The sequence below is a fragment of the Streptomyces sp. NPDC107500 genome (assembly GCF_055582785.1).
Genome location: NZ_JBVJPF010000003.1, coordinates 278,012 through 300,127, shown reverse-complemented (window position 1 = coordinate 300,127; position 22,116 = coordinate 278,012). Strand labels below are relative to the sequence as shown.

The 22,116-nt window shown below is 72.2% G+C and carries 22 protein-coding genes; 10 read left to right on the top strand and 12 right to left on the bottom strand.

The window, feature by feature from the left end; all coding sequences use genetic code 11:
• Positions 1 to 74 precede the first annotated feature (74 nt).
• The 3 genes from ACZ67M_RS12955 (at position 75) to ACZ67M_RS12945 (ending at position 3,439) form a co-directional block, all read left to right on the top strand.
• Entirely contained in the window at positions 75 to 1,964 is a 1,890-nt protein-coding gene (locus ACZ67M_RS12955; protein WP_469850862.1) for a S1C family serine protease, read from the top strand.
• 121 nt (positions 1,965 to 2,085) lie between these two features.
• Positions 2,086 to 2,550 (top strand): sec-independent translocase, encoded by a 465-nt coding sequence (locus ACZ67M_RS12950; RefSeq protein ID WP_392010478.1) that lies wholly within the window; start codon positions 2,086 to 2,088, stop codon positions 2,548 to 2,550.
• A gap of 217 nt (positions 2,551 to 2,767) precedes the next feature.
• Positions 2,768 to 3,439, top strand: a complete 672-nt coding sequence (locus ACZ67M_RS12945) for a hypothetical protein (RefSeq protein ID WP_163015780.1) — start codon at positions 2,768 to 2,770, stop codon at positions 3,437 to 3,439.
• Positions 3,440 to 3,500: 61 nt separating this feature from the next.
• Here the strand turns inward: ACZ67M_RS12945 and ACZ67M_RS12940 are convergent, their stop codons facing one another.
• The 3 genes from ACZ67M_RS12940 to ACZ67M_RS12930 are packed head-to-tail and all read right to left on the bottom strand — an operon-like array spanning position 3,501 to position 6,566.
• Positions 3,501 to 4,634, bottom strand: coding sequence for an Mrp/NBP35 family ATP-binding protein (locus tag ACZ67M_RS12940; RefSeq protein ID WP_161331887.1), 1,134 nt, complete (start codon positions 4,632 to 4,634; stop codon positions 3,501 to 3,503).
• A gap of 44 nt (positions 4,635 to 4,678) precedes the next feature.
• Entirely contained in the window at positions 4,679 to 5,275 is a 597-nt protein-coding gene (locus tag ACZ67M_RS12935) for a DUF1003 domain-containing protein (RefSeq protein ID WP_361352034.1), read from the bottom strand.
• The gene (locus ACZ67M_RS12930) at positions 5,259 to 6,566 is read right to left on the bottom strand and encodes a magnesium transporter MgtE N-terminal domain-containing protein (protein WP_361352031.1); all 1,308 of its coding nucleotides are present in this window, start codon (positions 6,564 to 6,566) and stop codon (positions 5,259 to 5,261) included. Before ACZ67M_RS12930 ends, ACZ67M_RS12935 begins: the two co-directional genes overlap by 17 nt.
• A gap of 273 nt (positions 6,567 to 6,839) precedes the next feature.
• On the opposite strand from ACZ67M_RS12930, the gene ACZ67M_RS12925 reads away from it, so the two are divergent.
• A complete protein-coding gene (locus ACZ67M_RS12925) occupies positions 6,840 to 7,580 on the top strand; it encodes a hypothetical protein (RefSeq protein WP_361352028.1) in 741 nt (246 codons plus the stop codon).
• Positions 7,581 to 7,751: 171 nt separating this feature from the next.
• On the opposite strand, the gene ACZ67M_RS12920 is transcribed toward ACZ67M_RS12925, so the two are convergent.
• Together ACZ67M_RS12920 and ACZ67M_RS12915 are read right to left on the bottom strand one after the other, a co-directional pair.
• Positions 7,752 to 8,267 carry a hypothetical protein gene (locus ACZ67M_RS12920; protein WP_392099477.1) on the bottom strand — a complete coding sequence of 172 codons (516 nt, stop codon included), beginning with the start codon at positions 8,265 to 8,267 and terminating at the stop codon, positions 7,752 to 7,754.
• 33 nt (positions 8,268 to 8,300) lie between these two features.
• Positions 8,301 to 9,416 (bottom strand): magnesium and cobalt transport protein CorA, encoded by a 1,116-nt coding sequence (locus ACZ67M_RS12915; RefSeq protein WP_361352022.1) that lies wholly within the window; start codon positions 9,414 to 9,416, stop codon positions 8,301 to 8,303.
• Between the two features lie 522 nt (positions 9,417 to 9,938).
• Between ACZ67M_RS12915 and ACZ67M_RS12910 the strand changes: the two genes are divergently transcribed.
• Positions 9,939 to 10,535, top strand: coding sequence for a suppressor of fused domain protein (locus ACZ67M_RS12910; RefSeq protein ID WP_122616090.1), 597 nt, complete (start codon positions 9,939 to 9,941; stop codon positions 10,533 to 10,535).
• Positions 10,536 to 10,565: 30 nt separating this feature from the next.
• On the opposite strand, the gene ACZ67M_RS12905 is transcribed toward ACZ67M_RS12910, so the two are convergent.
• Positions 10,566 to 11,789 (bottom strand): MFS transporter, encoded by a 1,224-nt coding sequence (locus tag ACZ67M_RS12905; RefSeq protein ID WP_392010488.1) that lies wholly within the window; start codon positions 11,787 to 11,789, stop codon positions 10,566 to 10,568.
• Between the two features lie 171 nt (positions 11,790 to 11,960).
• Here ACZ67M_RS12905 and ACZ67M_RS12900 point away from each other — a divergent pair, with 171 nt between their 5' ends.
• The 3 genes from ACZ67M_RS12900 to ACZ67M_RS12890 all read left to right on the top strand — a co-directional run bounded on the left by ACZ67M_RS12900 (position 11,961) and on the right by ACZ67M_RS12890 (position 14,280).
• Positions 11,961 to 12,602, top strand: a complete 642-nt coding sequence (locus ACZ67M_RS12900) for a DUF6758 family protein (RefSeq protein ID WP_361352016.1) — start codon at positions 11,961 to 11,963, stop codon at positions 12,600 to 12,602.
• Between the two features lie 152 nt (positions 12,603 to 12,754).
• Positions 12,755 to 13,612 (top strand): PHP domain-containing protein, encoded by an 858-nt coding sequence (locus ACZ67M_RS12895; protein ID WP_329472164.1) that lies wholly within the window; start codon positions 12,755 to 12,757, stop codon positions 13,610 to 13,612.
• A gap of 62 nt (positions 13,613 to 13,674) precedes the next feature.
• Positions 13,675 to 14,280 (top strand): MarC family protein, encoded by a 606-nt coding sequence (locus ACZ67M_RS12890; protein ID WP_122616094.1) that lies wholly within the window; start codon positions 13,675 to 13,677, stop codon positions 14,278 to 14,280.
• An 85-nt stretch (positions 14,281 to 14,365) separates the two neighbouring features.
• On the opposite strand, the gene ACZ67M_RS12885 is transcribed toward ACZ67M_RS12890, so the two are convergent.
• Entirely contained in the window at positions 14,366 to 14,518 is a 153-nt protein-coding gene (locus ACZ67M_RS12885; RefSeq protein WP_087807363.1) for a hypothetical protein, read from the bottom strand.
• A gap of 244 nt (positions 14,519 to 14,762) precedes the next feature.
• Here ACZ67M_RS12885 and ACZ67M_RS12880 point away from each other — a divergent pair, with 244 nt between their 5' ends.
• Complete coding sequence (locus ACZ67M_RS12880; RefSeq protein WP_361352010.1) at positions 14,763 to 15,656, top strand: NYN domain-containing protein; 894 nt, start codon at positions 14,763 to 14,765, stop codon at positions 15,654 to 15,656.
• On the opposite strand, the gene ACZ67M_RS12875 is transcribed toward ACZ67M_RS12880, so the two are convergent.
• Together ACZ67M_RS12875 and ACZ67M_RS12870 are read right to left on the bottom strand one after the other, a co-directional pair.
• Entirely contained in the window at positions 15,653 to 16,549 is an 897-nt protein-coding gene (locus tag ACZ67M_RS12875; protein WP_361352007.1) for an alpha/beta fold hydrolase, read from the bottom strand. The two genes, ACZ67M_RS12880 and ACZ67M_RS12875, sit on opposite strands and share 4 nt — an antisense overlap.
• Before the next feature lie 96 nt (positions 16,550 to 16,645).
• Positions 16,646 to 19,135, bottom strand: a complete 2,490-nt coding sequence (locus ACZ67M_RS12870; protein WP_469850859.1) for a DEAD/DEAH box helicase — start codon at positions 19,133 to 19,135, stop codon at positions 16,646 to 16,648.
• 493 nt (positions 19,136 to 19,628) lie between these two features.
• Between ACZ67M_RS12870 and ACZ67M_RS12865 the strand changes: the two genes are divergently transcribed.
• Positions 19,629 to 20,402 (top strand): ferritin-like domain-containing protein, encoded by a 774-nt coding sequence (locus tag ACZ67M_RS12865; protein ID WP_361352001.1) that lies wholly within the window; start codon positions 19,629 to 19,631, stop codon positions 20,400 to 20,402.
• A gap of 40 nt (positions 20,403 to 20,442) precedes the next feature.
• Here the strand turns inward: ACZ67M_RS12865 and ACZ67M_RS12860 are convergent, their stop codons facing one another.
• The 3 genes from ACZ67M_RS12860 to ACZ67M_RS12850 all read right to left on the bottom strand — a co-directional run bounded on the left by ACZ67M_RS12860 (position 20,443) and on the right by ACZ67M_RS12850 (position 21,948).
• Complete coding sequence (locus tag ACZ67M_RS12860) at positions 20,443 to 20,712, bottom strand: hypothetical protein (protein WP_125492220.1); 270 nt, start codon at positions 20,710 to 20,712, stop codon at positions 20,443 to 20,445.
• Between the two features lie 209 nt (positions 20,713 to 20,921).
• Complete coding sequence (locus tag ACZ67M_RS12855) at positions 20,922 to 21,149, bottom strand: DUF3107 domain-containing protein (RefSeq protein WP_361351997.1); 228 nt, start codon at positions 21,147 to 21,149, stop codon at positions 20,922 to 20,924.
• Between the two features lie 157 nt (positions 21,150 to 21,306).
• Complete coding sequence (locus ACZ67M_RS12850) at positions 21,307 to 21,948, bottom strand: TetR/AcrR family transcriptional regulator (protein WP_064731956.1); 642 nt, start codon at positions 21,946 to 21,948, stop codon at positions 21,307 to 21,309.
• Between the last annotated feature and the right edge of the window lie 168 nt (positions 21,949 to 22,116).

Genomic DNA, 22,116 nt, shown 5'->3' with positions numbered 1-22,116 from the left:
CGGAACCTGATTGAATCCGGGGTGGCGCCAGAGCCCTTGGAGCCGACGATCTGCGGCCGGCTGCGGGGGAGAACATGAACGAGGCGAAGCCCACGAAGGCGAAGTGGTGGACTCGTCCCCGCTCGTCCGAGGACGCGACGGACGGCGACTTCGAGCTGGAACGGCCTCGCGGTACGGGTCCGGAGCGCGCCGACGGCGGCGACTTCGAGCTCGAACGCCCGTCGCCGCCCCGCGCGGCCGACGAGGGGGACTACGAGCTGGACCGCCCGGCGCCCGGCGGCGAGGCCCCCCTGCCCACGCCGTCCGCCGAGCGCCCGAAGCCCCTCCACGACCCCGACCCGTACAGCACCCCGCCGTACGGCGAACCGGGCCCCTGGGCACCCGCCCCACCCGTCCAGCACCCGGCCACGACCCCGGCCCACGGCACGGCAGCGCTCCCTGCCTCCGCCGCCCCGCCCGGCGCGACCCCCGACCCGGCGCTCGCGGACGCCCCGCCCCCGTCCCCGCCGAGCGGGCACCCGACGCCGCCCGTGCCCCATGGCACGACGCCGCCGCCCGCACCCGGCCTCCCCACACCCCCGCCCGGCGCGACCCCCGACCCGGCGCCGACCGACGCCCCGCCTCCGGTCCCTCCGGCCCGGCAGTCCGCGGAGGCGCATGACGCGGCGCCCCTCGGCGTCCCCGCGTCCGCCCCGGCAGGCGAGCCTGGGGGCGCGGCCGGCCACGCTCCCGAGCCGACGGCGGTGCAGGGCGCCGAGCCTCCGCTAGACCCCTGGGGCCGCTACGACCCCTGGGCCGCGTCGCCCGCCCCCGAGCCCCTCCAGCACAGCGGCAGGCCCCCGGGCGCGCCGGACGAGCGGCGCAGGGGGATCAGGAAGGCGCTGATCGGCGGAGCGCTGCTCATCGCGCTGATCTCCGGCACCGCGGGCGGCGCCATCGGCGTCTACCTGGAGCGCAACGGCGGCGTGGGCACCGTAGAGCTGCCGCAGGCCGGTGCCGAGTCCGCCGAGCGGGCGCCCGGCAGCGTCGCGGCGCTGGCCGGCCGCGCCCTGCCCAGCGTGGTGACCCTGCACGTCAGCGGCAGCGACGCCGCGGGCACCGGCACCGGCTTCGTCCTCGACGACCGCGGCCACATCCTCACCAACAACCACGTCGTGGACCCCGCCGGAGACGGCGGGGAGATAACGGTGACCTTCAACAGCGGCGACACCGCCGAGGCCACCGTCGTCGGCCGCGACAGCGGATACGACCTCGCCGTGGTGCGGGTGAAGGGCGTCAGCGGCCTCACCCCCATGCCCCTCGGCAACTCCGACAACGTCCGGGTCGGCGACCCCGTCGTGGCCATCGGCGCCCCCTTCGACCTCGCGGGCACGGTCACCTCCGGCATCATCAGCGCCAAGGAGCGCCCCATCACCGCCGGCGGCGAGAAGGGCGACGCCAGCGACGTGTCGTACGTCGACGCCCTCCAGACCGACGCACCCATCAACCCGGGCAACTCCGGCGGACCCCTCCTGGACTCCCAGGGCCGGGCCATCGGCATCAACTCCGCCATCCGCTCCGCGGGCGGCGGCAGCGCCGAGTCGGACGGCGGCCAGTCCGGTTCCATAGGGCTCGGCTTCGCCATCCCCATCAACCAGGGCAAGCGCGTCGCCGAGGAACTGATCAACACCGGCAGGGCCAGCCACCCGGTCATCGGCATCACCCTCGACATGGACTACACGGGTGACGGCGCCCGGGTCGGCGCCGACGGATCCGCGGTCACCAAGGGCGGCGCGGGCGCCAAGGCCGGCATCAAGCCGGGTGACGTGATCACCGCGGTGGACGGACAACGCGTCCACTCCGGCGAGGAACTGATCGTCAAGACCCGCGCCCACCGCCCCGGCGACCGCCTCGAACTCACCGTTGAACGCGGCGGCAAGGAAACAAAGGTCTCCCTGGTCCTCGGCTCCTCCGACGGCGACTGAGCGGAAGGCAAACAATTCGGAAAGCGCGCGCATACACGCACTCGGGACTCACGGGACGGTACCGGTCACGCGGGGTCGGCGGGTACCGTGGTGGCGGCCCGGACATCCCAAGGAGCTTCAGGTGTTCAATGACATAGGACCACTCGAGCTGGTCGCGCTCGTTGTTCTCGCCGTGCTCGTCTTCGGTCCGGACAAGCTCCCCAAGGTCATCCAGGACGTGACGCGCACCATCCGGAAGATCCGGGAGTTCTCGGACAGCGCCAAGCAGGACATCCGCCAGGAGCTGGGCCCCGAGTTCAAGGACTTCGAGTTCGAGGACCTCAACCCCAAGACGTTCATCCGCAAGCAGATGGAGAACGACGAGCTGGGGCTCAAGGAACTCCGCAACGGCTTCGACCTGAAGAAGGAGATGGCCGAGGTCACCGACGCGGTGCACGGCCGCGACACGGAGTCCTCGTCGTCCGGGTCCGCGTCCTCGTCCTCGTCCGGTTCGGGCGGCGGCCGCGTCGACATGTCGAAGAAGCCCGAGAGGCCCGAGAAGCCCGCCGCCGAGGACCGCCCGCCCTTCGACGCCGACGCCACCTGACCCCACCCGCCGCCGCGCCGCGGGTGACGCGTCTCATACTCCGGACGGGGCGTACCGGGCCCGAAGACGACCTCCGGGCGGCCCACGCGCCGGGCGCTTTCCCGGCTGCCGCCAGTGGTGTGGCTATGCTTCCCGAGTTGTTGTGCGGACCGGACGAGTGCGCCCGAAGGGGGGCGGGCCGTTCCGGTCCGACGAGAGCGAGGAGGCGTCCGGGTACATGGAGACGACGAGTCAGGCGGTCGCGCAGGCGCCGGCCGCGGAGGGCGGACCACAGTCCCCCTCCGGCCGGCAGACGATCGACGGCTACCTGAGCGCGCCCTTCCCGTGGTACGGCCTCGACGAGGCGTTCACGGGACCGCGCCGGCTGATGCAGATCGGTACGGCGGCCGACGGCAGCGTGGAGCACGGCTCGATCGGGCACGGCGACGAACCGTCGGTCCGCAACGAGCACGTCGCGGGCGAGGAGCAGGACGCCAAGGAGAAGTTCGCGGTCGTCGTGACCGTGGCGGCCAACCCGGACCGGCGCAGCGCCGACGGCACGGGCCTGCTGGAGGCGACCTCGGTCTCCTCGGCGGCCTGGCTCGCCGGTGTGGGCCTGCTGTCCTTCACCTGGCCCGGCCAGATGGACCACTCGCTGCGCGACGACTGGCTGGAGCAGCAGACGGAGACGGCCTGGGTCCTCGCGGACGACCTCGACGGTGAGGACTGGACGACCCTGTCCCTCCCCGTGGACGGCGTGCCGACGCCCTTCCACTACCGGGAGTCCGAGTTCGGCTGGGTCCTCGCGGGCTCCACCGAGCAGGGCGTGCACCTCGGCGCCTACGGCCGGGGCATGAGCGCGTACGGCCTGGCCTTCTCCGTGGTCAAGGACATCGCCGCCTACGCCTAGAGGGCGCACGACGAGGGGCGCCGTCCAGCCGGACAGCGCCCCGGTCACCTCGCGGGCAGGGTCAGAACTTGTTCTTCGGCGTGATCCCCAGCGACAGGCCCGACAGGCCGCGCTGACGGCCGCCCAGCTTGCCCGCGATCGAGCGCAGGGCCGCGCCCGCCGGGGAGTCCGGGTCGGACAGCACGACGGGCCTGCCCTCGTCGCCGCCCTCGCGGAGCCGGACGTCGATCGGGATGGCGCCGAGCACCGGCACGGAGGCGCCGGTGGTGCGGGTGAGGCCGTCGGCGACCGACTGGCCGCCGCCCGTGCCGAACACGTCGACCATCTCGCCGCAGTGCGGGCAGGGCAGGCCGGACATGTTCTCGACCACGCCGACGATCTTCTGGTGGGTCTGCACGGCGATGGCCCCGGCGCGCTCCGCCACCTCGGCGGCGGCCTGCTGAGGGGTCGTCACGACCAGGATCTCGGCGTTCGGCACCAGCTGGGCCACGGAGATCGCGATGTCGCCGGTGCCGGGCGGCAGGTCGAGCAGCAGGACGTCCAGGTCGCCCCAGTACACGTCGGCCAGGAACTGCTGGAGCGCGCGGTGCAGCATCGGGCCGCGCCAGACGACCGGCGCGTTGCCCGGGGTGAACATGCCGATGGAGATGACCTTCACGCCGTTCGCCGACGGCGGCATGATCATGTTCTCGACCTGGGTGGGCCGGCCGTCGGCGCCCAGCATGCGCGGCACGGAGTGGCCGTAGATGTCGGCGTCGACCACGCCGACCTTGAGGCCGTCCGCGGCCATCGCCGCCGCCAGGTTCACCGTCACCGACGACTTGCCGACGCCCCCCTTGCCGGAGGCGACCGCGTAGACCCGGGTGAGGCTGCCGGGCTTGGCGAAGGGGACCTCGCGCTCGGTCTGGCCGCCGCGCAGGGCGCTCGCCAGCTCCTTGCGCTGTTCGTCGCTCATCACGTCCAGCTCGACGTCGACGCGCGTGACGCCCTCGACCCGCGCGACCGCGTCGGTCACCCGCTGGGTGATGGTGTCCCGCATGGGGCAGCCGGAGACGGTCAGGTACACGGCGACCGCGACCGCTCCGTCCGCGCCGATCTCCACCGACTTGACCATCCCCAGCTCGGTGATGGGCCGGTTGATCTCGGGGTCGTTCACCGTCGCCAGTGCTTCGCGCACCGCGTCTTCCGTAGCCATAGTGACGATGGTACGGCGCCGCACACGGGGCACGGAAAGCCCCGTCAGCGGTCGTGTACGTCACGCCCCGGCGGGCGATCCGCCGGGAATACCCCGCGGTCGGGGTGGTGGCCGTTCTGCCGCTCCTCCAGGTCCCGGAGGACGTCCTGAAGCTCGGAGCGGATCCAGTCCCTGGTGGCGACCTCGCCCAGGCCGATGCGGAGCGCCGCGATCTCCCGGGTCAGGTACTCGGTGTCGGCGATCGACCGCTCGTTCTGCTTGCGGTCCTGTTCGAGATTGACCCGGTCCCGGTCGTCCTGCCGGTTCTGCGCGAGCAGGATGAGAGGGGCCGCGTAGGAAGCCTGTAGCGAGAGCATCAGCGTCAGGAAGATGAACGGGTACTCGTCGAAGCGCAGCCCGCTCGGCGCGGACACGTTCCACACCACCCACAGGATGATGACGACGGTCATCCAGACGATGAACCGCCCGGTGCCGAGGAACCGCGCCACCCGCTCCGAGAGCCGGCCGAAGGACTCCGGGTCCCACTCGGGCAGGACGCGGCGGCGAGGCGCGCGGGGCTGGTCCAGGCGGGCCCGGGAACGGGAGGCCGTGGCTCCCGACGCGGCCCGCTCCCGGGTCGTGGTCTCACGATCGGGCGCCATCGGCCCTCCCCTCCTTCGCGGCCCCGGCCGGCTCGTCGAGGTGGTACTCGGTCTCCCGCCAGTCCTCGGGCAGCATGTGATCCAGTACGTCGTCCACGGTGACCGCGCCGAGCAGCGAGCCGGAGTCGTCCACGACCGGCGCCGCGACCATGTCGTACGCGGCGAAGAACCCGGCGACGACGGGCAGCGCGGCGTCCGGCTCCAGGGGCCGAAGATCGTCGTCGAGGATCGACCCGACCAGGGTGTACGGGGGATCGCGCAGCAGGCGCTGGAAGTGGACGGTGCCCAGGTACTTGCCGGTCGGCGTCTCCTCCGGCGGCCGGCACACGTAGACCTGGGCGGCGTGCGCCGGCGACAGGTCGGGGTTGCGGATCCGGGCCAGGGCGTCGGCGACGGTCGCGTCGGGCCGCAGCACGATCGGCTCGGTGGTCATCAGACCGCCCGCCGTGTGCTCCTCGTACGCCATCAGGCGCCGCATGTCGGCCGCGTCGTCCGGCTGCATCAGGCTCAGCAGCCGTTCCTTGTCCGCCTCGGGCAGCTCGCCGAGCAGGTCGGCGGCGTCGTCCGGGTCCATCGCCTCCAGCACGTCCGCGGCGCGCTCCTCCTTGAGCTTGCCGAGGATCTCGATCTGGTCGTCCTCCGGCAGCTCCTCCAGCACGTCGGCCAGGCGGTCGTCGTCTAGGGCGGCGGCGACCTCCGCGCGGCGCTTGGCGGAGAGGTGGTGCAGGACGTTGGCGAGGTCGGCGGGGCGCAGCTGCTCGAAGGTGGCGAGGAGGTTCTCGGCGCCCTGCCCGTGCTCCTCCACGGAGAAGCCGGTGACGCCGGACCACTCGACGGTGAGGGTCTCGCCCTTGGCCCGCCGGAAGGCGCCGCCCTTCCTGCCCTTGCGCACGAAGACCTTGTCGATCTCCCAGTCCCGGCGGGCCGGCAGCTGCTGCACCGACAGGTCGAGCACGGTCACCTCCTCGCCCGTCTCGGTGAGCGAGACCCGCCGGTCGAGCAGCTCGCCGAAGACGAGGCGCTCGGTGGGCCGCTGCTCGAAGCGCCGGACGTTGACCACGCCGGTCGTGATGACCTGGCCGGACTCGATGCCGGTGACCCGGGTCATGGGCAGGAAGATGCGGCGGCGGGTGGTGAGTTCGACGACCAGCCCGAGCACCCGCGGGGGTTTGCGGCCGACCCGGAGCATGACGACCAGGTCGCGCACCCGGCCCACCTGGTCGCCGGCCGGGTCGAAGACGGCGATGCCAGAGAGATGGGAGACGAAGATCCGGGGGGCGCCCGCTGCCATGGCCGCGGCTCCTTTTCGTAAGCGTGCCTCAGAGTGCGTGGCTCGGAGTGCGTGACGGCTGATTCGTTCTATGTCTCTTTTCCGAATTGCCCGCTCGGACGGGCTTCAGGCTAGCCCGTCCCGATCGGCCGCGCCCTGGCGGCCGGTCCGGACGGACTGGCTCCGTTCGCCTTCCGGGGCCCCGGTACGCTGCGGTACGCCGCCCGGGCGGTCAGCCCGCCACCGGCGTCCGTCCGCGTCGTGTCAGCCCCTGTCAGAAAGGCAGTTCCACCTGTGTCTGTGACTCCCCGGCGCCGTGTCCGCAGGGCCGCTCTCAAGGGCGTGGTGTGTGCCCTGGCCGCGGTGACGGGCCTGGGGCTGACGGGATGCGGCGGCGAGGACCCGGACGCGGGGACCAACGGCCTCGGGAAGCTTCCGGCCGACACGATCCAGACCAAGTCCCGCGCGGTCGCCCAGTCCGCAGAGGCGGTACGCCTGCACGGCACCGTGGCCGCCGGCGGGAGCACGTACCGCCTCGACATGCGGCTGAAGGCCGACGGAGGCACCGGCTCGGTCGCCGCCGAGGGGACGACGTTCGGGCTGCTGCGCGTCGGGGAGCAGCTCTTCCTCAAGGCCGACGCCGGGTTCTGGAGCCACGACGGCGGTGACGCCAAGGCCGCCGAGAAACTGGCCGGCAAGTACGTGAAGGTGCCGCAGGGCGACCCCGTGTACAAGAAGTTCAGCGGCTTCACGGACAAGGACGTCCTCCTCGGTGGTCTGCTGACGCTGCACGGCGAGGTCAAGACCGACGGCCGGCACGAGCAGGCCGGGATCCGCACCATCCGGATCACCGGCGACGACGGCGCCGGCGGCTCGCTCGACGTCTCCCTGGAGGGCGCGCCGTACCCGCTGCGGCTGGTGCGGGCGAGCAGCGCGGGCACGCTGAGCTTCTCGGACTGGAACAAGGACTTCGCACTCGAGGAGCCCCCGAAGGACGACACCCTGGACTACGGCAAGCAGCTCCCGTCGTCCTAGGGCCTGTCTGACAATTCCCGTCGTCGCCCGGAGGGCGGCCTCGCGGCGTCAGGTGCGTGCTCTCGGCGTGCCGGGCGTAGAGCCTCGTACTGGATGTACTTGGCTCTGCGCCCGGTGCGGCGAGAGTGCGTGCATGGCGTCGCGGGGCAGACGAAAATTGTCAGACAGGCCCTAGGGCCGGCGGCGGCGCCGCTTCAGCAGCAGGCGGGGGAGTCCGGCCGGTGCCGGGTTCCGGGTCGTCGCCGACGTCGGCAGGGGCGGCTCGGACAGCGCGTCGTCGGGCAGCGGGGCCGTGGTCCCGGTCGGTTCCAGCCGGAGCACCCGGCACTCGCGGGCCCAGCGGTCGGTCATCGCCTCGCCGTCGGGGGCGTTGAGGCGCTTTCCCTTGAGGTCGGCGACCGCCGCCTGCCACGCCTCGGAGCCGGAGGGCAGCTCCACGACCCGGGCGGCCCAGGTGACCAGCCGGCCGCCCTTGTCCTTGCTGCGCACCGTCACCTCGGCCGCGGCCCCGTCCGCCAGCCCCGGCAGCGGCTGCTCGCCGGGCCCGTCGCCGACGACGCAGGCCGCGCCCTCGTGCCAGACGTGCCACAGCGCCCGGGCGGGCACCCCGGGGCCCTTGGCCCAGATGAGGCCGGACTTCTTCGTGGCCTCCTCGACGAGGGCCTGGTCGAGCAGCTCGCGTGTCATGCGGTCAGCCTATCCAGCGCCCGTCCGCCCCGGTCAGAGCCAGCCGTTGCGCTTGAGCGTGCGGTGGATGCCCAGGCAGAGGACGACGGTGACGGACAGGACCAGCGGATACCCGAACTTCCAGTGGGTCTCCGGCATGTAGTCGAAGTTCATCCCGTACACCCCGCACACCATCGTCGGTACGGCGATGATCGCCGCCCACGAGGTGATCTTGCGCATGTCCTCGTTCTGCGCGACGGACGCCTGGGCGAGGTTGGCCTGGAGGATCGAGTTCAGCAGCTCGTCGAAGCCCACGACTTGTTCCTGCACCCGGGCCACGTGGTCGGCGACGTCCCGGAAGTACTTCTGGATCTCGGGGTCGATCAGCCGCATCGGCCGCTCGCTCAGCAGCAGCATGGGGCGCAGCAGCGGCGCCACCGCCCGCTTGAACTCCAGCACCTCGCGCTTGAGTTGGTAGATCCGGCCGGCGTCCGTGCCGCGCGGGCTGCCCTTGCGGCCCGGCGAGAACACCTCCGTCTCGACCTCGTCGATGTCGTCCTGCACCGCGTCGGCGACCGCGATGTAGCCGTCCACGACGTGGTCGGCGATGGCGTGCAGCACCGCCGAGGGGCCCTTGAGCAGCAGCTCGGGGTCCTCCTGGAGCCGGTGCCGCAGCGCGCGCAGCGAGCCCTTGCCGCCGTGCCGGACGGTGATGAAGAAGTCCCGTCCGGTGAAGCACATGACCTCGCCGGTCTCGACGACCTCGCTGCTGGCGGTCAGCTCGTCGTGGTCGACGTAGTGGATGGTCTTGAAGACCGTGAACAGGGAGTCGTCGTAGCGCTCCAGCTTGGGCCGCTGGTGGGCCTGGACGGCGTCCTCCACGGCCAGCGGGTGCAGCCCGAACTCCCGGGCGATACCGGCGAACTCGTCCTCGGTGGGCTCGTGCAGGCCGATCCACACGAAGCCGCCGTCGCGGCGCACCTGGCGCATCGCCGTGTGCGGGGTCAGCGGCGTCTCCGTCTCGACGCGGGCGCCGTCACGGTAGACGGCGCAGTCCACGACGGCGGACGGGTTGCCCGGGTCGCGGGTGGCGTCGTAGGCGCCGTTGTCCTTGCGCAGAGAGACGCGGGACGGGCGGACCGCGGCGCGCAGGTCACGGATCATCGACATGGCAGGCTCCTTCGCGACGGGCAGCGAACGGGGCCGGAGACGGGTGGAACCGCCCGGAATGGGGACGTCCTGGCTACGCGTGCTCGGCGCGTCCACAAAGCGGGGGGCACCGCACCGTCGCGGTGGCCGGCTTCGCTGCTGATTCAGCTGCTGACACGGATCGACGCGAGGGGCGTCGATGGATCGGATCAGGCACTACGAGACGAAGTGCTCTTCCGCGTGAAGGGCGCGGACGGAAAGCGGCAGCGGCAGGAACCGGAACAGCTGCGTCAGTGGCCGGAAGAGCGGGTGGTACTGCACGGTCGACTTCGGTCCATGCCGCCCACCTCCTCCGGCCGGTCCCTCGTGAGGGACGATCCATACCCCTTGTTTGGAGGGGTTCCCCGTAGGGGAGTCTTCATAGCGTCGGGTGCTTGATCGCGATGCGCTGAGCGCTGCCCCGAACCGCTGGCCCAGAGTACCAGTCACCCAAGGTGTCAAGGCGCCGCTTTGCCGGTTCACGACGAGTTCTATGCTCGCCGCATGGCTGATGTTCTTCCTCTGGTGGAGGCCCGGTTGCGCAGCGCGCTGGGCGAACCGGACGCACGCGCGGCGGTCACCTTCCTCGGCACCGACCGCATCGAGGTGCTGCGCTTCCCCGCCGCGGGCCAGGAGGGCGACATCGTCCGCTACGCCACCCTCGGCATGTCGGCGCAACCCATGGCGGACCCCACGGCCCCGCTCGCCGACCCGGTCAAGGGGCCCCGCGCCGAGCTGGTGCTCTCCGTCCGGGCCGGCCTCGCCGACACCGGCAAGGTGCTGCGGCCGCTCGCCGTGCTGGCGGCCTCCCCGCAGGTCGAGGGCGTGATCGTGGCGCCGGGCGCCTCGCTGGACGTGGGGGAGGCGCTGTGGCCCGGGGCGCCGTTCACCTCGGTCCTGGTCGCCGAGCCGGGCGGCCTGGTCGAGGACCTGGAGCTGGACGCCCCGCTGGACCCCGTACGGTTCCTGCCGCTGCTGCCGATGACGCCGAACGAGGCGGCCTGGAAGCGCGTGCACGGCGCGCAGGCCCTCCAGGAGCGCTGGCTGACGCACGGGACGGACCTGCGTGATCCGTCCCGCAGGTCCGTCCCACTGGAGTGACGGAACTCACCAAGTGAGCCTCCGCGCTCCTCAGTTGGCGAAGACGGTGACGCTGTCCTCGGTGGCGTGCCCGGTCTCCAGCTCCTCGGCCTCGTGGGTGAGCGCCCGGCGCCGTACGAGGACCACGACCGCGCCCAGCACGGCGGTGACGGCCGCCACCACGAACGGGATGTGGATGTCCGTCCACTCCTCGATCTTCGGCGCGAAGTAGGGCGCGGCCGCCGCCGCGAACCAGCGCACGAAGTTGTAGCCGGCGCTCGCCACGGGCCGCGGCGCGTCCGACACCCCGAGGGCCAGTTCGGTGTAGACGGTGTTGTTCACGCCGATGAACGCGCCGGACAGGATCGTGCAGACGATCGCGGTGGTGTGATTGCCGTAGCCGAGGACCAGGACGTCGGCCGCGAGCAGCACCAGCGAGCCGCCCAGCACCTTCAGCGAGCCGAACCGCTTCTGCATGCGCGGCGCCACGAGGACCGAGAAGACGGCGAGCAGCACACCCCAGGCGAAGAACACCGCGCCGGACTTGTACGGGGTCATGTTCAGCACGAACGGGGTGAAGGCCAGCACCGTGAAGAACGTGTAGTTGTAGAAGAAGGCCGAGACCGCGGCGGAGGCGAGGCCGCCGTGACCGAGCGCCCTGATCGGGTCGAGCAGTGACGTCTTGCGGGCCGGCTTCGGCTGTTCCTTGAGGAACACGGTGATGCACAGGAAGCCGATCGCCATCAGGAAGGCCGTGCCGAAGAACGGGTAGCGCCAGCTGGCGTCGCCGAGCAGGGCGCCGAGCAGCGGGCCGCACGCCATGCCGAGGCCGAGCGCGGACTCGTAGAGCAGGATCGCCGCCGCGCTGCCCCCGGCCGCGGCGCCGACGATGACGGCGAGCGCGGTCGAGACGAACAGCGCGTTGCCCAGGCCCCAGCCGGCCCGGTAGCCGACGAGCTGGCCGACCGTGTCGGAGGTGCCCGCCAGGCCCGCGAAGACCACGACGAAGGCCAGCCCGAGCAGCAGGGTCTTGCGTCCGCCGATGCGGCTGGAGACGAAGCCGGTGACCAGCATCGCGAGCGCGGTGATGAGGAAGTACGAGGTGAACAGCAGGGAGACCTGGCCGGCGCTCGCGTCCAGGCCCTTCGCGATGGACGGCAGGATCGGGTCGACGAGCCCGATGCCCATGAAGGCCACGACGGACGCGCCGGCCGTCGCCCACACCGCCTTGGGCTGTCGCAGGATGCCGCCCGCACCCGCGTCGAAGGGGTCCATGCCAGTGCTCCAATGCCGACGAGATGGTTGGTGTTTACACATACTAAGTTAGCTCTGCTAATTAATGCAACGTACACCTAATCTCGCGGGTGTGGACCCGGGGCGCGGGCTTCCCTCCGGATGGGTGATCGTCCTTGACGTGGGGGAGTGAGGGTAGGACCGTGGGGCTGTATGAGGGGCGAACCCAGTTGCCCGAAGTGTGGTGGCCGGGTCAGGGCTCCCGGTCTCTTCGCCGATTCCTGGCAGTGCGACCTGCACGGCACCGTGCATCCGCTCCAGCCCGTGCTCCCGCCCAGCGTCGAGGCGCTCGGTGTCGTGGTGCACCGCACCCAGGTGCCGGTCTGGATGCCCTGGCCGCTGCCGGTCGGCTGGCTGTTCACCGGGGTGGCCTGTGCGGGCGACGACCGCACCGGTGGCCGCGCGACCGCGGTGGCCTGTTCCGGACCGGGACCGCTCGGCGGCATCGGAGAGCTGATCCTGATCGCCGAGGAACTCGGTGTCGGTCTGGGCGCGCGCTACGCCGGCCTGGACGCCCCCGACCCGGGGCCGTACATGAACGTGGAGAAGCCGCCCCAGGCCAAGGTCCTGGCCGCCGGCCGCCCGACCCCCCTCTGGCACGTCTCGGGCGGCCCCGTCGACCGCGCGGTCTTCGCCGGGGAGGCCCTGGGCATGTGGCTGTGGGCCGTCGTGTGGCCCGAGAAGTCGGGGCTGCTGATGTACGAGGAACTGGTGCTGACCGACCTGCGGGACGCGGGCGCCGAGATCGACCTGGTGCCGTGCGGCGCCCTGTCGCCTCGGCTGATCCAGCCCTAGCCGCCTTGGTGCGGGTGCGCTGTAGGGGGCGCAGGGCCGCTGCGGGTGTGACAGGGCGGGGTGCGGCACCGGTTATCCTTGAGCGTCCCCTTCTTGTCTTTTCTTGTCCTTGAGTCTCCCCTTCCGTCCCGTCACCGTTTGGAGTCAGCGTCGTGCGCATCGATCTGCACACCCACTCCACCGCGTCCGACGGCACGGACACCCCGGCCCAGCTGGTGCGCAAGGCCGCCACGGCCGGTCTCGACGTCGTCGCGCTGACCGACCACGACACCACCCGCGGCCACGCCGAGGCCCTCGCCGCGCTGCCCGAGGGGCTGACCCTGGTCACCGGGGCCGAGCTCTCCTGCCGGCTCGACGGCGTCAGCATGCACATGCTGGCCTACCTCTTCGACCCCGAGGAGCCCGCCCTGCTCGCCGAGCGCGAGCTGGTCCGCGACGACCGCGTGCCGCGGGCGCGTGGCATGGTCGAGAAGCTCAACGGCCTGGGCGTGCCCGTCACCTGGGAACAGGTCGCCCGCATCGCCGGCGACGGCTCGGTCGGGCGGCCGCACGTGGCCACCGCGCTGGTGGAACTCGGCGTGGTGCCGACGGTGGGCGACGCGTTCACGGCGGACTGGCTGGCCGACGGCGGCCGGGCCTTCGTCGAGAAGCACGAGACCGACCCCTTCGAGGCGCTCCGGCTGATCAAGGGCGCCGGCGGGGTCGCCGTCTTCGCCCACCCGGCCGCCGTCAAGCGCGGCCGCACCGTGCCGGAGACCGCGATCGCCGACCTGGCCGCCGCCGGGCTCGACGGCATCGAGGTCGACCACATGGACCACGACGCGGACACCCGGGCACGGCTGCGCGGGGTCGCGAAGGAGCTGGGGCTCCTGACGACCGGCTCCAGCGACTACCACGGCAGCCGGAAGACCTGCGTGCTCGGCCAGTACACGACCGACCCCGAGGTGTACGGGGAGATCACACGTCGGGCGTTCGGGGCGTTCCCGGTGCCGGGGGCCGGCGGGGCCTGAGCCCCACCTCCCGCGCGACCCGTCCCTCTCCCGTCCTCTCTCGCAAGGCCAGTAGCTCACCCATGTTCGACCTCGCCGTCTTCGGCTCCCTCTTCCTGACCCTTTTCGTCATCATGGATCCCCCGGGGATCACCCCGATCTTCCTCGCGCTGACCTCCGGACGCCCCGCCAAGGTGCAGCGGCGGATGGCCCTCCAGGCGGTCTGCGTCGCCGGTGGTGTGATCACCGTGTTCGGCCTGCTCGGGCACCAGATCCTGGACTACCTGCACGTGTCCGTGCCCGCCCTGATGATCGCGGGCGGGCTGCTGCTCCTGCTGATCGCCCTTGACCTGCTCACCGGCAAGACGGACGAGCCGAAGCAGACCAAGGACGTCAACGTGGCGCTGGTGCCGCTGGGCATGCCGCTGCTCGCCGGTCCCGGGGCGATCGTGTCGGTCATCCTCGCCGTGCAGAAGGCGGACGGGGTGACCGGCCAGGTCTCGGTGTGGGCGGCGATCCTCGCCATCCACGTGGTGCTGTGGCTGGTGATGCGGTACTCGCTGCTGATCATCCGCGTCATCAAGGACGGCGGTGTGGTCCTGGTGACCCGGCTCGCGGGCATGATGCTCTCCGCGATCGCGGTCCAGCAGATCATCAACGGTGTCACGCAGGTGATCCAGGGCGCCTGAGCGCGGTCCCGCACCCGCACCCGGCACGCACGGGGCCCCCGTACGGCGTTCCGTACGGGGGCCCCGGGTGTGTGAAGGGTCCGCGCTACAAGGCCGAGGGTTCGGCGGGGCGGATCCACAGGCGCTGTCCGATGGCGGCGGCCTGCTGGACGATCCGGTTTACGGAGGCGGCGTCCACGACAGTCGTGTCGACGGGGGTCCCGTCGACGTCGTCGAGTCGCATGACTTCAAAGCGCATGGCCTCTCCCTTGATCTGGTCATCCTCCTGAGGAGAACTACTGGTGTGGCTCCTGGGTCGTCGGTGCCCGGGCTTCCACAGGAGTCAACGGGATGCCCGATGCAAACATTCCCTACGCTAAGGAAATTTTTCGAACGACTAATTACTGACAGGTAAGCGGCTTGTTGCAGTGCGACCAGTGTCCGTTACAAGACTGACCGGGACCAGTTGTGTTCGTAGCGTGACCGCCGGGACAATGGAGGCGATGAACGCCGACCTCGCGTCCTTGAACGCTCGTATCGACCGCACCAACGAGCTGCTACTGCGCATGCTCGCCGAGGTGGCGAAGACACCCTCGACCCACGCGATCTTCGTCGACGCCGGATACCTGTACGCGGCGGCGGGGCGGCTGGTGACCGGGACCGAGGACCGCCGGGCCTTCGACCTGGACGCCGAGGGACTGATCGAGGCGCTCATCGACAAGGCGCGCACCATCTTCGCGGACAGCCGCCTGCTCCGGGTCTACTGGTACGACGGCGCCCGCCGCCGCATCCACACCGCCGAGCAGCAGTCCATCGCCGAACTGCCCGACGTCAAGGTGCGCCTGGGCAACCTCAACGCCAACAACCAGCAGAAGGGCGTCGACTCACTCATCCGCTCCGACCTGGAGTCCCTCGCCCGGTACCGCGCCATCAGCGACGCGGCGCTGCTCGGCGGCGACGAGGACCTGGTCTCCGCGGTCGAGGCGGCGCAGGGGTACGGCGCCCGCGTCCACCTGTGGGGCATCGAGGCGCCCGACGGCCGCAACCAGGCCGACCCGCTGCTCTGGGAGGTCGACAGCCAGCGCACCTTCGACCTGGAGTTCTTCAAGCCGTACGTCTCCCGGCGCGCGGCCCAGGCCTTTGACGCGGCGGGCACCCGGCCGGCCCGCGAGGACGTCCGCTTCGTGGGCGCGCAGATCGCGGCGAAGTGGCTGGCCGCCCGCGGCCGGGACGCCCTGCTGGAGCTTCTCCCCGGCCACCCCTACCTTCCCGGCTCGGTCGACCAGGACCTGCTGGTGGAGGCCGAGGGCCTGCTCCAGTACTCGCTGCGCGGCCAGGCCGACCTGAGACGGGCCCTGCGGGACGGCTTCTGGGAGCACCTGCGGGCGCAGTACTAGGGTCCGGCCTCCGCGGAGCGCCGGGGGAGGCCGTCCCAGAAGTCGGCGAGCGCGCGGGCGGTCGGCAGGGGCTGGTCGGTGTTGGGGGAGTGCTCGGCGCCGGCGATCACGGTCCGGCGCGCGTCCAGGCGTACGGCCATCTCGTCCAGGAGAGGGACGGGCCAGGTGTCGTCGTAGGCGCCGGACAGCACGTGGTACGGCAGCGCCAGCGCGGCCAGTTCCGCGACCCGGTCCGGCTCCGTGCACAACTGCCGGCCCGTCGCGCGCAGTTGGGCGGGCCTGGTGCCCAGCCAGCGCTCACGCAGCCGCACCGGGTCCTCCGGGCCGTGGGCGGGGGCCGGGGCACCGACCTCCTCGGGCGGCCCCATGGCCTGCATCACCTGCCAGACCTCGGCCATCGTCATGGTGTCGAGCGCGTCCCGCAGCAGCTTCACGCGCAGCCGCTGGGACTCGGAGATCCGCGCCGGGCCGGAGGAGACCAGCGTGAGGGAGACGAAGGGGGCGTGGTCGAGCAGGACGGCGGCCCGCGCGATCTGGCCGCCGAGGGAGTGCCCGACGAGATGGACGCGCGTCCCGAGGGCGGCGACCTGCGCGAGCACGTCCCGGGCCAGCTCGGGGCGCGCGTAGCCGGCTTCGTCGTCCTCGGGGCCGTCCGACTCGTACTGCCCCCGCCCGTCGACGGCGACCGTACGGTACCCGCGCGCCCCCAGCGGTGCGTGCAGCAGCGTGAAGTCCTCCTTGCTGCCGGTGAACCCGGGCAGCATCAGGACCGTTCCCCGCGCCGCCACCCCGTCGGCCACGGGGGAGTCGACGACGGCGAACTCACCGCGCGCGGTGGACATCCGGTACGCGCGGGCGCCCGGCGGTGGACTGAAGGCGGCGTTCCTGCTCACGGGCAGAGGTTATCGGTCGGCGGCGCGCGGGAACGCCGTCGGCCCGGCCCCGCCTGGGTGGCGGGACCGGGCCGACGTCCGGTGACGCGGTGCGGATCAGCTCTCGCCGGACTCCGCGGGCTGCGCGGCGGCCGCGGCCGCCTTGCGGGTGCGGCGCGCCTTAGGCTTCGCCTCGTCCGGCGCCTCGGCGGCCTGTGCCGGGATACCGGCGGCGGCCTCGGCCGGCTCCGCGGCCTGGGTGGCCTTGCGGGTGCGGCGGCGGGGCTTGGCCTCGGTGCCTTCGGCGGTGTCGGCGACGGCCTCGGCCTTGGCGGCGGCGGTCTTCCGGGTGCGCCGGGGCTTGGCCTCGACCGCTTCCTCGGCGGCCACCACGGGCTCGGCGGTGGCGGCCTTGCGGGTGCGGCGGCGCGGCTTGGTCTCCGTGCCTTCGGCGGTGTCGGCGACGGCCTCGGCCTTGGCGGCGGCGGTCTTGCGGGTGCGCCGGGGCTTGGCCTCGACCGCTTCCGCCTCCGGCGCCGTCTGCGCCGGGATACCGGCGGTGGTCTCGCCGGCCTCGGCCGGCTCCGCGGCCTGGGTGGCCTTGCGGGTGCGGCGGCGGGGCTTGGCCTCGGTGCCTTCGGCGGTGTCGGCGACGGCCTCGGCCTTGGCGGCGGCGGTCTTCCGGGTGCGCCGGGGCTTGGCCTCGGCGGTCTCCGGGGCCTGGGTGGCCTCGGTCGCCTCGACGGGCTCGGCGGTGGCGGCCTTGCGGGTGCGGCGGCGCGGCTTGGTCTCCGTGCCCTCGGCGGTGTCCGCGACGGCCTCCGCCTTGGTGGCGACCGCTTCCGCCTTGGTGACGGCCTCCGCCTTCGGGGCGGCCGTCTTGCGGGTGCGGCGCGGCTTGGTCTCCACGGGGGCCTCGACGAGCGGGGCCTCGACGACCGCCGTGGCGGTGGCCGCGGGCTCGGTCGCGGGCGTGGCCTCCAGCGGAGCGGCCGGCGCCTCGGCCGACTTGCGGGTGCGGCGGCGACGCGGCTTGGCCGGGGTCTCCACGACCTCCGCGGCCTGAGCCACGTCGGTGACCTCGGAGACCGCGACCGCGCTCTCCTCGGCGGCCTGCGCGACCGGGGCGTCGGCCGTGGCGGCCTGCGCCGGACGCCGCGACGGCTCACCGCCACGCGTACGCCGGCGGCGGCGCAGCGTGCGGGGCGCACCGGCCTCGTCCGTGCCCGTGGCGCCGTCGGCACCGCCGGTCACGGCCTCGGTCGCGGCGCCCGCGGAGGTGTCCGCGTCCACCGGGGCCCCGCCGCGCATCCGGCGGCGGCGACGCGGCGTCTCACGGGAGGAACGCTCGCGCTCGGCGGGGCGGGACTCGTCCCGGCCGCCACGGCCACCGCGGGTACGGCCACCGCGGCCGCCCGGCTCGCCCAGGTCCTCCAGCACCTCGGCGTCGAGCCCGGCGCGGGTGCGCTCCGAGCGCGGCAGCACACCCTTGGTGCCCTCGGGGATACCGAGGTCGGTGTACAGGTGCGGGGAGGTGGAGTAGGTCTCCGGCGGGTCGTTGAAGCCCAGGTCCAGCGCCTTGTTGATCAGCTGCCAGCGGGGGATGTCGTCCCAGTCGACCAGCGTGATCGCCGTACCCTTGGCGCCCGCGCGGCCGGTGCGGCCGATGCGGTGCAGGTACGTCTTCTCCTCTTCCGGCGACTGGTAGTTGATGACGTGCGTCACGCCCTCGACGTCGATGCCGCGGGCGGCCACGTCGGTGCAGACGAGCACGTCCACCTTGCCGTTGCGGAAGGCGCGCAGGGCCTGCTCGCGGGCGCCCTGGCCGAGGTCGCCGTGGACCGCGCCGGAGGCGAAACCGCGCTGCTTGAGCTGGTCGGCCAGGTCGGCGGCGGTGCGCTTGGTGCGGCAGAAGACCATGGCCAGTCCCCGGCCGTCGGCCTGCAGTATGCGCGCCACCATCTCGGGCTTGTCCATGTTGTGCGCGCGGTAGATGAACTGCTTCGTGTTCGCGACCGTCGCGCCCGCGTCGTCCGGCGAGGTGGCGCGGATGTGCGTGGGCTGCGACATGTAGCGGCGGGCGAGTCCGATGACCGCGCCCGGCATGGTCGCCGAGAACAGCATGGTCTGGCGCCGCGTCGGCAGCATGTTGATGATCTTCTCGACGTCGGGCAGGAAGCCCAGGTCGAGCATCTCGTCGGCCTCGTCGAGGACCAGGCACTTGACGTGCTTCAGGCTGAGCTTCTTCTGGCCCGCGAGGTCCAGCAGGCGACCCGGGGTGCCGACGATCACGTCGACGCCCTTCTTCAGGGCCTCGACCTGCGGCTCGTAGGCGCGGCCGCCGTAGATCGCGGTGACGCGCACGTTGCGGACCTTGCCGGCGGTCAGGAGGTCGTTGGTGACCTGCTGGCACAGCTCGCGCGTCGGGACGACGACGAGGGCCTGCGGGGCGTCGGTCAGGGCCTCGGGCGCGGCGCGGCCCGCCTCGATGTCCGCGGGGACGGTGACGCGCTCGAGGAGCGGAAGGCCGAAGCCCAGCGTCTTGCCGGTGCCGGTCTTGGCCTGGCCGATGACGTCCGTGCCCGAGAGGGCCACGGGGAGCGTCATCTCCTGGATGGGGAAGGGGTTGATGATGCCGACGGCTTCGAGGGCTTCGGCGGTCTCGGGGAGGATCCCGAGGGATCGGAACGTCGTAGTCAGGGTGCTGCCTCTTCTGTGTACGTGGTGCGAGGCGAGCGCGCGGGTCTTGACGGATCGTGTCGGGGACGTCGGCTGCCCGTACGGGTGAGCCGTAGGACACGGGACCTCTGTCGACGCTCCAGCGCTCGTACCACTGAGGGTCCCCCTCCGGATTCCGTACGCAGTGCGGCGTACGGCAAGGAGGGCTGTCGGGTCGGAGCCGATCGGGCCACCGACCGGGCATCCTCATGCGTGCGGCCCGACGACGATGTCACGTACCCGTACGTCACATACTCGGCAGGCGCATTACCACCATACCTCGGATTCGCGCACATGCGATGGCCGAATTGGTCACGTAGTCGTCGTCACACTGACTGACCAGGGCCTTACCGTCGTCGAAGAGCGGGCTATTGTGCGCTGCATGACGAGCTCTGACAAGCCTGGCACCGCCGCAGACGCCCCCGCCGAAACCACCGGAGCAGCCGAAGCCACCGGCCCCACCGGAGTGGCCGCCCGGGACTGGGCGTCGGCCGCGGCCGACCCGCAGTACCGCGCCGCCGTCGTGGACCTGCTCGGCGCGCTCGCGTACGGCGAGCTGGCGGCGTTCGAGCGGCTGGCGGAGGACGCCAAGCTGGCGCCCACGCTGGCGGACAAGGCGGAGCTGGCGAAGATGGCGTCGGCGGAGTTCCACCACTTCGAGCGGCTGCGCAACCGGCTCGCGGAGATCGGCGAGGAGCCGACCGCGGCGATGGAGCCGTTCGTGGCCGCCTACGACGGCTTCCACAAGCAGACGGACCCCTCGGACTGGCTGGAGGGCCTCGTCAAGGCCTATGTCGGCGACTCCATCGCCAGTGACTTCTACCGCGAGGTCGCGGCCCGCCTCGACGCGGACACCCGTGAGCTGGTGCTGGCCGTGCTCGACGACACCGGGCACGCCGGTTTCGCCGTGGAGAAGGTCCGTGCGGCGATCGACGCCGACCCGCGCGTGGGCGGGCGGCTCGCGCTGTGGGCGCGGCGGCTGATGGGCGAGGCCCTCTCGCAGTCCCAGCGGGTGGTGGCCGACCGGGACGCGCTGTCGACCATGCTCGTGGGCGGTGTCGCGGACGGCTTCGACCTGGCCGAGGTCGGCCGGATGTTCTCCCGGATCACCGAGGCGCACACCAAGCGGATGGCGGCGCTGGGCCTGGCGGCCTGACCGCTGCCGGCCCGAGCACGTCCCGGACCTCGGCGGCCGGTCAGGCGGTCGCCGAGCTGCGGCGGAGCCTTCCCGCGGGGCGCAGCAGCAGTGACAGCGAGGCCGCGGAGAGCGCGGCCGAGCCGAGGAGCACCAGCAGCAGGCCGCCGGCGCCCAGCGCGGTGTGCGTGACGAACGCCCCGAAGAGCGCTCCGGCGATACCCGTCGGCAGGACCAGGATCCGGTCGGGGAGGCGGTGCGGCAGGCGATGGACGGCCGCCCATGCCAGGGCGAGTCCGAGGATCGCGGCGCTGAGCGCTTCCAAGAGCATGTCGGGGTCCCTCCCACATGGCCGGCCTGCCCGAACGGTCACAGCCGTCTTACCCCTGACCTGCGGAATACAACCCTCCCCCTGTGGGTGAACTGTGCTCCACCCGTGAGCGCGAGGACTGCGTCGACTCCGCGGAAACGGGAGGGGCCCGGCGGTGACACGCACCGCCGGGCCCCTCCCGCGACTTCGTCCGTCGTCCCGCTTTCGGGCTACAGCGCGCCGAAGCCCACCTTGCGCGGGGACGGCTCGCCGATCTCGACGTAGGCGAGCCGGTCGGCCGGCACCAGGACCTTGCGGCCGTGTTCGTCCACGAGGCTCAGCAGCTGCGACTTGCCGGCCAGTGCCTCGGCCACCAGACTCTCGACTTCCTCGGCACTCTGACCGCTCTCCAGAACGATCTCGCGGGGCGCGTGCTGCACGCCGATCTTGACCTCCACGGCTATGTCCCTCCGACGGTCAGTGAAGTGCGCGATCTTCCGCGCCGTACCCAGCACACATTAGCCCGGTGAGGGGACGTACACGGTGCGTCGGAGAACGCCAGGAGCGAACAGCGGGCGGGAACAGACCCGCCGCGCGCCCCTCGTACCGCGACCCTCAGTGCTGATCGGTGCCGTGCAGCGGGAAGCCGGCGATGCCCCGCCAGGCCAGCGAGGTCAGCAGCTGCACCGCCTGGTCGCGCGGCACGCTGCGGTCGCTGTGCAGCCAGGAGCGGGCCACCACCTGGGCGAGGCCGCCGAGACCGGAGGCCAGCAGCATCGACTCGGCTCGCGAGAGGCCGGTGTCCTCGGCGATCACGTCGCAGATCGCCTCGGCGCACTCGTTCGTGACCTTGTCGACGCGCTCGCGCACGGCGGGCTCGTTGGTCAGGTCCGACTCGAAGACCAGGCGGAAGGCGCCGCCGTCGTCCTCGACGTACGCGAAGTACGCGTCCATCGTCGCCCGGACGCGCTGCTTGTTGTCGGTCGTCGAGGCGAGCGCGCTCCGCACGGACTGGATCAGCGCCTCGCAGTGCTGGTCCAGCAGGGCGAGGTACAGGTCGAGCTTGCCCGGGAAGTGCTGGTAGAGCACGGGCTTGCTGACGCCGGCCCGCTCGGCGATGTCGTCCATCGCGGCCGCGTGGTAGCCCTGCGCCACGAACACTTCCTGTGCGGCGCCCAGCAGCTGGTTGCGTCGGGCTCGGCGGGGAAGGCGTGTGCCCCGCGGGCGTACCGCCTCTGTCTGCTCGATGGCTGTCACGCCGCCTCCCATAGTCGTCCTCGTGCGGTGTGCGCCGCGTCGTCATCGTACTTTTCGGTAACCGTGGTGTGTGTGCTGCGAGCGCAGAATTTCACGGACCGGACGGTGCCGAAAGCCGCACAACAGGTTTCAAAAGATGCCAGTCCGGGCAGGGATGCGCCTTCCTTC